Origin of the sequence: Variovorax sp. dw_308, from assembly GCF_019207085.1 — a bacterium.
Classification (GTDB): domain Bacteria; phylum Pseudomonadota; class Gammaproteobacteria; order Burkholderiales; family Burkholderiaceae_C; genus Variovorax.
Genome location: NZ_JAATOM010000052.1, coordinates 1 through 10,836 on the forward strand (window position 1 = coordinate 1; position 10,836 = coordinate 10,836).

The window sequence follows — 10,836 nt, forward strand, 5'->3', positions numbered from 1 at the left end:
GGCCAGGTCGAAGGCCACGCTGACGCCTTGGCCGCCAGCGGCCAAGGCCTTGCGATAGAAGGCGTTGGACTCTTCCGCCGTCGAGAAGCCTGCGTACTGGCGGATGGTCCACGGACGCACCGCGTACATGGTCGCCTGCGGGCCACGCAGGTAGGGCTCGAAGCCGGGCAGCGTGTCGGTGTACTTCAGGCCTTGCAGGTCAGCCGCGGTGTACAGCGGCTTGACGGTGATGCCGTCGGGCGTGAGCCAGTTGAGCGCGGACAAGTCGCCGCCGGGCGCGGACTTGGCGGCAGCCTTGGTCCAGGCGTCGAGGGTGGAAGACTTGAAGGTGGGTTCGTTCGCCATGCTCGTTCGCACAGTTGCGTGGCTCAGGCGACGTCGCGCAACTCGCGCCGCAGGATCTTGCCCACGGTGGACTTGGGCAAGGCTTCGACGATCGACACGGACTTGGGCACCTTGTAGCCGGTGAGTAGCGCACGGCAGTAGTCGATGACATCCTGCTGCGCCAGGGTCTTGCCTGGCTGGTTCACCACGAACAGCCTCAGCGCCTCGCCGGTCTTCTCGTCCGGCACGCCGATGCAGGCGCACTCGGCCACGCCGGGGCACGCCGTCGCCACCGCTTCGATCTCGTTCGGATAGACGTTGAAGCCCGAGACGATGATCATGTCCTTGATGCGATCGACGATCTTCAGGAAGCCGCGGCTGTCGAAGACGCCGACGTCGCCGGTGCGGAAGTAGCCATCGGGCGTGAAGGCCGTGACAGTGGATTCGGGTCGCTGCCAGTAGCCGCGCATGACCTGGGGGCCACTGGCGCAGATCTCGCCGGGCTGGCCCAGGGGCACCTCGTTGCCCGAGTCGTCGACCAGCTTGATGTCGGTGGACGGCAGGGGCAGCCCGGTCGTGCCGGAGAACTCGCTGACGAAGGGCGGGTTGATGGACAGGATCGGGCTGGTCTCCGACAGGCCGTAGCCCTCCAGGATCAGGCGGCCGGTCACTTCCTTCCAGCGCGCCGAGGTGGCCGGGATCACCGCGGCCCCGCCGCCGATGGACAGGCGCAGGTTCGAGAAATCGACTTCCTTGAGACGGGGATGCGCAGCCAGGCCAGAGTACAGGGTGTTCACGCCGGTGAACACGGTCAGGCGCGACTGCTTGAAGGTGTCGATCAGCCCATCCATGTCGCGCGGATTGGCCACCAGCCAGTTCTCCGCACCGACCGAGAAGTAGCTGATGAGATTCACCATCAGCGCGAAGATGTGATACAGCGGCAAGGCCGTCACCACCACCTCTTCGCCGGCGCGGATGCTGTCGCCCATCAGGGCCTTGAACTGCTCGGTGTTGGCCACCAGGTTGCGATGCGACAGGCAGGCGCCCTTCGAGACGCCGGTGGTGCCGCCGGTGTATTGCAGGAACAGCAGGTCGTCGCCCGTGATCACCGGGGCGCTGTAGTTCGTCGGTTGGCCCTCGCGCAGGATGTCCGACAGCGGCAGCGAACCGACCAGGCGAGCGTCGGGTGCGGGCCCGGCCACCGGTGCCGCCAGGCCATCGCCCGGGCTGACCGTGATGATGTGTTCCAGCACGGTCTGATCGACCACTTCGGCGAGCGTCGCGGTGGAACCGTCGTACACGACGATGGCTTTCACGCCGGCGTCGTTGAGCTGGTGGGCCAGTTCGCGAGCGGTGTAGAGCGGGTTCACATTGACCTGGATCGCACCCAGGCGGACGATGCCGAGGAAGACCACCGGGAAGGCCGCCAGGTTGGGCATCATGACGGCGATGCGGTCACCCTTGCCGATGTGCAGTTCATGCTGCAGGAAGGCGGCGAAGCGAGCCGACAGCCGGTCGACTTCGCTAAAGCTCAGGCTCTGCCCAAACGAGCGGAAGGCGGTCTTGTCGCTGTAGCGGGCCATTGCCTGCTCGAGCAGTTCCACGATGGAACTGTAGGCATCGGCGTTGATTTGAGCGGGCACGTTGCCGTACGAAGGAATCCAGGGTCTCTGCGTCATTGGTCTTGTCTCCGAAAGGGGGCTGGGGAAAGCTTCTGCAGGGGGCTCCTGCGGCTTCGGCGCGTTGTCAGGAGCGCCTGGGGTCAATGCTCCCGCAGGCGATCGCAAGCTGCGTCTCAATTGACGACACGCGTTTAGCAATTGATGCCAGCCATGGCACGGCGCCATGGCATGGCAGCTTCGCTGTCCTGCCCTGCGCAGCGACGTCCGGCATCAAATGCGAAGCCAGTGGCATCAAAAGCCGTACGCCGTCGCGCCCGATCCCGTACTGTCGAGTCCCGGCTGCGCGCATCGGCTTGTGGAGCAGTACGCGCAACCCAATGGCCCAGGGCCTGTGAACAGGCCCTCGCCCGCTACTCTCCATTCCAGGAACCATTCATGACTACTCGCGACATCTTCGTGGTCGGCACGGCCCGCACCGCCATCGGCACCTTCGGCGGTTCGCTGAAGGACGTTCCCAACACCCAGCTCGCCACCACCGCCGTCAAGGCTGCCATCGAGCGCAGTGGCGTGGCGGCCGATGCCATCGGCCACGTGGTGATGGGCAACGTCATCCCGACCGATGTCAAGGATGCGTACCTGAGCCGCGTGGCCGCGATCGATGCGGGCTGCCCCATCGAGACGCCGGCCTTCAACGTCAACCGCCTTTGCGGCTCGGGCCTGCAGGCGATCGTGTCGGCGGCGCAGGCGATTGCGCTGGGCGATTGCGACGTCGCGATCGGTGCCGGCTCGGAGTCGATGAGCCGCGGCCCGTACTTCGACACCTCGGCCCGCTATGGCGCACGCATGGGCGATGCGGTGCTGGTCGACTACATGCTCGGCATCCTGCACGACCCCTGGGAAAAGATGCACATGGGCATCACGGCAGAGAACGTCGCAGCGCGCCACGGCATCACGCGCGACCAGCAGGATGCCCTGGCCGTGCTGAGCCAGCAGCGCGCGGCGGCCGCGATCGCGGCGGGCCGCTTCAAGGAGCAGATCGTTCCGGTCGAGGTGAAAACGCGCAAGGGCGTCGTGCTGTTCGACACCGACGAGCACGTGCGTGCCGACACCACGCTCGAGACGCTGGCAAAAATGAAGCCCGCGTTCAAGAAGGACGGCCTGGTCACCGCCGGCAACGCCTCGGGCATCAACGACGGCGCGGCCGCCATCGTGCTGGCCGAGGGTTCGCGCGTGCAGGCGCTGGGGCTGAAGCCGCTGGCCCGGCTGGTCGGCTATGCGCATGCGGGCGTCGAGCCGGCGTACATGGGCATCGGCCCGGTGCCGGCCACGCGCAAGGTGCTGGAGCGCACCGGGCTGAAGATCAGCGACCTTGACGTGATCGAGTCGAACGAGGCCTTTGCGGCGCAGGCCTGCGCGGTGATCCAGGAACTGGGCTTCGATCCGGCCAAGGTCAACCCGAACGGCTCGGGCATTTCGCTGGGCCACCCGGTCGGCGCGACCGGCGCGATCATCACGGTGAAGGCGATTGCCGAACTGCACCGCACCGGCGGGCGCTATGCGCTGGTGACGATGTGCATCGGCGGCGGCCAGGGTATCGCCGCGATCTTCGAGCGCTGCGCATGACGCCCACCATCCCCGGATCGCTGGGCCCGAACGTGCAACAGCAAGAAGACACAGCGACGGCAATGCCGTCCACGATCGACCTCGACGTCTACCTCGACCTGATCTGCCCCTGGTGCCTGATCGGCAAGAAGCACCTGGAGCGGGCGCTGGCCCTGTTCACCGGCGTTCCCGGCAATCCCGCGGTGCGGGTGCATTGGCGCTCGGTGCAGTTGATCCAGGGCCTGCCCGTGGACGGCGTGGACTTCGAAGCCTTCTACACGCGGCGCCTGGGCAGCGTCGAACGCGTGCGCGCGCGGCAGGCACAGGTACGAGCGGCTGCAAGGCACGCCGGCACCGACGTGCACTTCGAGCGGATCCGCCGCTTCCCCAACACGCTGCTCGCGCACCGCCTGCTGGCCTACGGCCAGGCGCAGTTGTCGCCCGAGAAGCTGGATGCACTGCTCGACGCGCTGCTGCTCGGGTATTTCCAGCAAGGCGCAGACATCGGCAACGAAGGAACGCTGTCGGACATCGCTGGTCGCCACGGCCTCGACGCTGCAGCCTGGAAGACGTGGATGAGCACGAACCCAGCGCAACTGGAGCAAGCCGACGGCGTGCCCCTGTTCGTCTTCAATCAGCGGATTTCGCTCAGCGGTGCGCAACCGGTGGAGGCGCTGCTCGAAGCCATGGACGAAGCGGTCGCGGCCACAAGCGTTTCGATGTAGCGCCGTCGCCGGCGTCAGGCCGGCGATTCGTGCGCCATCATGAAGCGCTCGACGCGACGCGCGATCTCGACCGGTCGCGTCAGCATGAACAGGTGACCGCAATCGAGGGTCTCCATGGTCGCCCGTGGCAAGCGCGACACGATGATCCGTCCGTTCACCGGCGCCACGATCGGGTCGTCCGAGCCCATGAGCACCAGCACCGGCAACTGCACGCGCGGCAAGCGGAACCAACTCATCCACCCGCACAGTGCGAACAGTTGGTACAGGTAGCCGCGCAGGTTGGGCCTGCTTGCCAGCATCGCTTGCAGCGGGATCAGGTCGCGGTCGAGCCGCAGCTTGCCGCCGAGGAGCCTCGCCCCGATCTGCAGGAGCTGACCCGGCCCGCCCGGCAGCACCACGCAGCCGGCGCTGGTGGCCGCCAGCGTCATGGTGCGACAGCGCGCCGGATGGCGCAGCGCAAACTCCTGCGCCGCGGTGCCACCCCACGACACGCCGAACACATCGACACGGTCCAGGCCGAGCTGGTCCAGCAGCGCCGCCGCGAGATCGGCGACATCGCGCATCCGGTACGGCAGCAGCGGCGCCGGCGACGCGCCGACGCCGGGCACGTCGAACGCTATGACACGCGTGTTCTCGAACGCGCGGGCAAAGGCGGCCGAGGTTTCAAGGTCGGCACCGATGCCGTTCAACAGCAGCAGCACCCGTTCGGCAGAGCCCGCGCCGTGGTCCGCGTAACGGATCGGCTGGCGTCCGACCATGACGGTGCGCGCCGCCGGCAACAACGTCGCCGAATGCGGGCGCGCCACCTTGCTCAGCACCGCTGCTTCACATAGTCGCCGGGGGCGGCGCAAAGCGGCGGATGGCGCTTCGACCCAGCCTGGCGCGGCGCGCGTCGGTCCGCATCCGAGCGGGCCCGCAACCAGGCCGCCAGGTGCGGCCACCAGCTGCCGTCGTGCGCGGTCGCGCCTTGCTCGAAGGCGTCCGGCGTGTCGTGCTTCCTGGCGTTGGTGAGGAAGGATGCCCTCTTGTTGCCCGGCGGGTTGACGATCGACTGCACGTGCCCGCTGGAGGTCAGCACGAACTCGCTGTTGCCGCCGAGCAGCTCGCGCGTGCGGTAGCAGCCCTGCCAGGGCGTGATGTGGTCGGTGCGGCCACCGAGGATGTAGGCGTCGCAGCGCACGTCGCGCAGGTCCAGCGCCTGGCCTTCGACCGTGACGCCGCCGGGCTGTGCGAACGCGTTCGACGCGAGCAGCGCCAGGAAGTCGTCGTGCAGGCGCGCCGGCAAGCGCGTGGTGTCCGCGTTCCAGTACAGCACATCGAAGGCCGCCGGCTTGCGGCCCATCAGGTAGTTGTTGATCCAGTAGTTGAAGACCAGTTCGTTCGGCCGCAGCCACGCGAACACCTTGGCCAGGTCCTTGCCCTCGAGCACGCCGCGTGCGCCACTCATCGATCGCGCCAGCTCCAGCGTCTCCAGGTGGGCGAACAGGCCCATCGAGCTGTCGGCGATCGCGTCGGTGTCGAGGATCGACACCAGCAGCGTCAGGCTGCGAGCCCAATCGCGGCCCTTGCTGGCCAGGTAGGCCAGCAGCGCCGCCGACGTGATGCCGCCGGAGCAGGCCCCGAGCAGATGCACCTGGTCCGAGCGCGTCACCTCGCGCGCCACGCCGACCGCATCCTCCAGCGCCGTGACATAGGTCGGCAAGTCCCAGTCGGCCTGGGCGACCGTGGGATTGAACCAGCTGACGACGAAGACCTGGAAGCCTTGCTGGACCAGGAACTCGATGAGGCTGCGCCCGGGTGCGAGGTCCCAGACGTAGTACTTGTTGATCTGCGGCGGCACGATGAAGAGCGGCGTGCCCGCCACGTCCGGCGTCTGCGGCTTGTACTGGATCAATTCGAGTTGCTCGCTGCGGAACACCACGTCGCCCGGGGTTGCCGCGAGGTTCTCGCCGACCTCGAAGCTGGACTCATCCACCATGGCCGGCATGCCGCCGTTGTGGCGCCAGTCGTCGACCAGTTGCGCCAGCCCACGCGCAAGATTGAGGCCGCCTGTCTCGATGGTGCGCTTGATCGCAGCGGGGTTGCCCGGCAGCACGTTGGTCGGCGCCAGTGCGTCGGCCACGATGCCGAGGATCATCTTCGCCCGCGCGGCCTCGTGCGCCGGCAAGCCGAGTTGGCCGGCCAGCCGCAGCGTCTCGCGCGACAGGGCCAGATGGCCTTGCATCACGCGCTTGTAGACGGCGTTGTCACGCCAGGCAGGGTCATCGAAACGGCGATCGCCCGCCGCCGGCTCCACGGCGGAACGGCCGAGGGCCACCTTCGCCAGTTCACCGGCCGCACGGCCGACGGCACCGACCGTTTCTTGCGGCCGCTTTGCCGCCGCGCCAGCCATGGCCCGCAGCGATGTGCCGAGGCGATGCGGCTTGCGCGTGGATTGCATCCGGACCAGGGACGCACGGTCCTGCCGGGCTTCGGTCGAGGTTTGGGAGGGGCTTGCCATTGGGGGATTCGTGCGATGGGAAGGAGGATGGTTTGCGACGGCGGCGCGCGGCAAGACATGCCGTCGCGGGGACGCGTCGATGCCTTGTCGTAGCGGCCGGCCATTGTTCGCGTTCGCGCCCGGATCGACTCTGCATTTGGCGACATGCGTTTCCCATTTCATGCCACGCAAGAACCAACGTGAGCGAAGCCCCTTCGTGGGCACCCGCGGAACCGGCTTTGCCGGGCCGCTGGGTGCGCCCCCTTGAGGGGGAACGCCGAAGGCGCATTCGGGGGTGGGCCTATCTCAGGGGACGTTGACCTTCCGCCACGACGCATCGGGGTTGAACACCTCCATCGCTGCGGCGGCCTTGCTGGTGTCCGGCCCGAGGTCCTTCTGGTAGACCACGCCGGCATGGCTGACGATGAAGCTTTCAAGGCCGGTTTGCCCGTAGCGCAAAGGCCATGCAACGAGTGCGAAGCCGCTGCGCATGCGCCCGCCGATGACATAGCGGTAGGCGCCGCCGGGCGCGCTCATGCCCTGCGCCTTCAGGATCTTGAAACGGTATCCGTGGTAGCCGGCGCCCGGCGCCTGGGTCACATAGAGCGGGCCGAGCGGGCTCTGCTCCTGGGCGGTGCTGTCGGCCCAGTAGAGCCCGTCGTGGCGACCCGGTGCGCTGACGAACTTCTGCGCGTACTCGAGCACGCCGTTGCCATCGCGATCACGCGACGCGTATTCCTTTTGCGCGTCGTAGTACGCGAGCGCGGCCTGCACCGCAGCCATCTCGTTGCGACGGACACCCCGCTCCCGCATGATCAAGGCGCCGGCGGCCACGTCGAAATTCCAGCGGCCGGCTCTCTCGAGGAGCGGGATGGGCAGGGTCCAGCCCGCATCTCCCACCTCCAGCAGGGACTCGCCGCGCACACCCCGAACGATCCTGTGCTGCTTTTTCCAGGCCGCAAGGAATGCGTCGATATCGTCGCGCCCCATGCTGCCTTCAGGAACGAAGCTGCGCCAGTTGGCGCCGAGTACGCGCCGCAACTCGGCTTCATCGTTTTGGGAGATCGCATCGACCAGTGCCTCCGACGCGGCTTCCGCGCTCGGGTAGGCGTGCTGCGCCATCGAAGGCGTCGCGAAGACGATTGCTGCGCACGCGACGAGCGCACCGGCGACGAATCGCGTGAGGGTGAAGTGCAACATGGATGGAATCCGCATGGTGATGAACCTTGCCCTAGCGGCGTCCCCCGCCGCGCCCTCCGCCACCGCGCCCGCCGCCGCTCATCCGCGCGCCGCCGCCGCCGTGAGCCGCGCCGGGCGAGCCGCCGTATCGAGCCCCTCCGCTGGCAGCGCCCGAGTGCCGCGCCGGGGGTTGCCGGTTGACGCTGTCGCGATTGAAGTCCCGCTGCATCTGTCCGGTGTCGCCCACACCGCGAAACGCGTCATTGCGCGGCCCGGGGTCGAAGCCGCGCTGCTGCATCGTCGATTGCGCCTGCTGGCGCTGGGCGTCGCGCCCACGGAAATCGCCGCGCTGGTCCGCGCCCGGCACATTGCGCCCGTACTGCTGCTGGCTGCGGTTGTCGCGGTACGGCACGCCGCGGCGGTTGGCCGCGTTGTGCTGGAAAGTGGAGTTGCCGCTGATCTTCCGGTTCACGTTGATGCTGTTGTAGCGGCTGGCATTGATGTTCACGTTGCCGCCGCCCCAATTGCAATTGCCCCAGAGCGCCGCGGTCGCGGCCACACCGATGCCGAACGCGATCCCCGTGGCCAGCGCGGCGCCGGGGTAGTAATAGGCCGCAGGAGGGTAGTAGTACGGAGGGTAGGCCGGATAAGGCCAGGTGCCGTAGACGATGGCCGGGTCGTAGGCCGGCACGTAGACCACCTGTGGGTTCGCCGGCTCGATCGTGACGACACTCTGTTGCGTCTGCGGGTCTTGCGCGAGCGCGACGGTCTGCTGCTCCGAGGACTTCAGGCTGCCGTTGGCCTGCGCGCGGCTGCGCAGGCGCTGCGCGGAATCCAGCACGTCCTTCGACGAAGCGAGGAAGGCGTCACCCAGGTTCTGCACCCAGTCGGGCTTGTCGCCCATCGTCTGGATGACCTGCGGGAACGCGACCAGCGACTTCACGCTGGGATCCCAGGGCTGTGCATCGACAGCCCTGACCGCCGCATCCCCCGATTGGCCGGGATGCGCCTTCGACCAGGCGGCCGCATCCGCGACGTCCGCCGGATACGTCGATGCCATCAGCACCTGCGACAGCAGCGAATCCGGATACAGCGCGATCGGCGCCATCATCTGGTCGATTTGTGCCTGGCTGAAGGTCGACGCTGTGGAACCGGAGGCAGGTGCAAGGGGCGGCGCCGCGACACTTGGCGCGGGCGCCGGCGCTGGCGGCAAGACGGGAGGCGCCTGCACCGGGGCGGCACAGCCCGCGATCAGCACGGCCACCGCGACCGTCGTCGCGACGGCCCCAGAACGACATGGACCCACGGCAGTCTCCTTCGACTTGTTGCGTTCGAGCACAGGCAAAACAGGGCAGCCACCACCCATGGGCTGCCCGGTCCTTGCAAGCGCGGGTAGTGGCCGGCGGCGTCATTCTCGATCGGCGTCCGGCCAGCCGGATTGACGCGGATCAAGTCGCGCCGGCGCCCCCTTGCAACGGTCCGGCCCCATGGCGCCGGCGCCTGCGACAAGCCGGTCGACTGCGTGCATGCCAAGGCCCCTTTTTGCTGCATTCGCCTGCCATGTTGCGTTGCGAATTGATTTCAATCAATGGTAGAACGCCGCTTCCATCGAAGATGACGCAATCCAAACAGGAGGCGATATGCGTGCCTTTGCCGTCCGACTCGCGCAGGCGCTGATGCTGGCTGCTTCATTGCTGGCAGGGTCGGCGGGGGCGCAACAGGCGCCGTCCTTCTCGATCGAGCAACTCGACCAGATGATGGCGCCGATCGCGCTGTACCCCGATTCGCTGCTGTCGCAGGTGCTGATGGCCGCCACCTATCCCGCGGACGTCGCCGACGCAGCGAAATGGTCCAAGGCCAATCCCAATCAGAAGGGCGATGCGGCGCTCAAGGCCGTGGACAGCCAACCGTGGGACCCCAGCGTGAAGTCGCTGGTCGCCTTCCCGCAGGTGCTGCAGACCATGGGCGACAAGCCCGACTGGGTGCAGAACCTCGGTGACGCCTTCCTCGCCTCGTCCAAGGACGTGCTCGACTCGGCGCAGCGCCTGCGCGCACAGGCGCAGAAAAACGGCAGTCTCAAGACCAGCGAACAGCAGAAGGTGATCGTCGAACAGGAACCGCAGACGCAGCAGACCGTGATCAAGATCGAGCCGGCCAATCCGGAGGTGGTCTACGTGCCCTCGTACAACCCGACAGTGGTGTACGGCACATGGCCCTACCCGGCCTACCCGCCCTACTACTATCCGCCCGTGGCTGCCTACTACCCCGGCGCGGCGCTCGCCACGGGAATCGCGTTCGGCGTGGGCGTCGCGGCCACGGCGGCGCTCTGGGGCAATTGCAACTGGGGCGGCGGCAACGTGAACATCAATGCCAGCCGCTACAACAGCGTGAACGTGAACCGGCAGATCAGCGGCAACTCGGCGTTCCAGCACAACGCTGCCAACCGGCGCGGCGTTCCGTACAGGGATTCCGCGAGCCAGCAGCGCTTCGGCAAGGACGTGGCAGGCGCCGACCGTCGTTCCGACTACCGCGGCCGTGACACCGGGCGGGACGCTCAACGCGACCAGGCGCAATCGCAGTTGAGGGATCGCGGCATGGACCCCGGCCAGGGTCGCAACGAACTCCGCAACGATCCGGCCACCCGGGAACGCGCCCAGTCCGCTGCGGACCGAACCGGTCGCGAACGGCAGGGTGCCGGGGACAGGCAAGGTGCCGGCGACCGCCAGGGGGCTGGAGACCGCCAAGGGGCCGGCAATCGGCAGGGCGCCGGGGACCGCCAAGGTCCAGCCGGAGACAGGCAAGGGGCCGGCGGCCGCCAGGGCGCTGGCGACCGGCAGGCCGCAGGCGGCCGTGGCGGCGACAACGCTCTGCGCGGCGCCGGCGACGGTGGCGCAAGTGCGGCCCA

9 protein-coding genes are annotated in these 10,836 nt (G+C 67.9%); 3 read left to right on the forward strand and 6 right to left on the reverse strand.

The features are described from left to right. A partial coding sequence (locus tag HCU76_RS35710; RefSeq protein WP_256354736.1) for a methylmalonyl-CoA mutase family protein occupies positions 1-345 on the reverse strand: 345 nt, incomplete at its 3' end. Positions 346-368: 23 nt separating this feature from the next. Then, the gene (locus tag HCU76_RS35715) at positions 369-2,003 is read right to left on the reverse strand and encodes an AMP-binding protein (protein WP_218511981.1); all 1,635 of its coding nucleotides are present in this window, start codon (positions 2,001-2,003) and stop codon (positions 369-371) included. A 378-nt stretch (positions 2,004-2,381) separates the two neighbouring features. On the opposite strand from HCU76_RS35715, the gene HCU76_RS35720 reads away from it, so the two are divergent. Then, entirely contained in the window at positions 2,382-3,569 is a 1,188-nt protein-coding gene (locus tag HCU76_RS35720) for an acetyl-CoA C-acyltransferase family protein (protein WP_218511982.1), read from the forward strand. Further along, positions 3,566-4,273: a DsbA family oxidoreductase gene (locus tag HCU76_RS35725; protein ID WP_218511983.1), complete on the forward strand. Its 708-nt coding sequence runs from the start codon at positions 3,566-3,568 to the stop codon at positions 4,271-4,273. Before HCU76_RS35720 ends, HCU76_RS35725 begins: the two co-directional genes overlap by 4 nt. A gap of 14 nt (positions 4,274-4,287) precedes the next feature. On the opposite strand, the gene HCU76_RS35730 is transcribed toward HCU76_RS35725, so the two are convergent. The 4 genes from HCU76_RS35730 to HCU76_RS35745 all read right to left on the reverse strand — a co-directional run bounded on the left by HCU76_RS35730 (position 4,288) and on the right by HCU76_RS35745 (position 9,237). Next, positions 4,288-5,091, reverse strand: a complete 804-nt coding sequence (locus HCU76_RS35730) for an alpha/beta fold hydrolase (protein ID WP_218511984.1) — start codon at positions 5,089-5,091, stop codon at positions 4,288-4,290. Then, entirely contained in the window at positions 5,085-6,773 is a 1,689-nt protein-coding gene (locus HCU76_RS35735) for an alpha/beta fold hydrolase (RefSeq protein ID WP_213959895.1), read from the reverse strand. Before HCU76_RS35735 ends, HCU76_RS35730 begins: the two co-directional genes overlap by 7 nt. Positions 6,774-7,058: 285 nt before the next feature. Then, positions 7,059-7,952 (reverse strand): DUF2950 domain-containing protein, encoded by an 894-nt coding sequence (locus tag HCU76_RS35740; protein WP_213959896.1) that lies wholly within the window; start codon positions 7,950-7,952, stop codon positions 7,059-7,061. A 31-nt stretch (positions 7,953-7,983) separates the two neighbouring features. Then, on the reverse strand, positions 7,984-9,237 hold the full coding sequence (locus tag HCU76_RS35745; protein ID WP_371319963.1) for a DUF3300 domain-containing protein: 1,254 nt from the start codon (positions 9,235-9,237) through the stop codon (positions 7,984-7,986). A 334-nt stretch (positions 9,238-9,571) separates the two neighbouring features. Between HCU76_RS35745 and HCU76_RS35750 the strand changes: the two genes are divergently transcribed. Beyond that, a partial coding sequence (locus HCU76_RS35750; RefSeq protein WP_218511986.1) for a DUF3300 domain-containing protein occupies positions 9,572-10,836 on the forward strand: 1,265 nt, incomplete at its 3' end.

Excerpts from the sequence above, each read along its gene's own strand:
- HCU76_RS35715 (WP_218511981.1), bottom strand. The coding sequence starts at position 2,003 with ATGACGCAGAGACCCTGGATTCCTTCGTACGGCAACGTGCCCGCTCAA.
- HCU76_RS35740 (WP_213959896.1), bottom strand. The coding sequence starts at position 7,952 with ATGTTGCACTTCACCCTCACGCGATTCGTCGCCGGTGCGCTCGTCGCG.
- HCU76_RS35735 (WP_213959895.1), bottom strand. The coding sequence starts at position 6,773 with ATGGCAAGCCCCTCCCAAACCTCGACCGAAGCCCGGCAGGACCGTGCG.
- HCU76_RS35720 (WP_218511982.1), top strand. The coding sequence starts at position 2,382 with ATGACTACTCGCGACATCTTCGTGGTCGGCACGGCCCGCACCGCCATC.
- HCU76_RS35725 (WP_218511983.1), top strand. The coding sequence starts at position 3,566 with ATGACGCCCACCATCCCCGGATCGCTGGGCCCGAACGTGCAACAGCAA.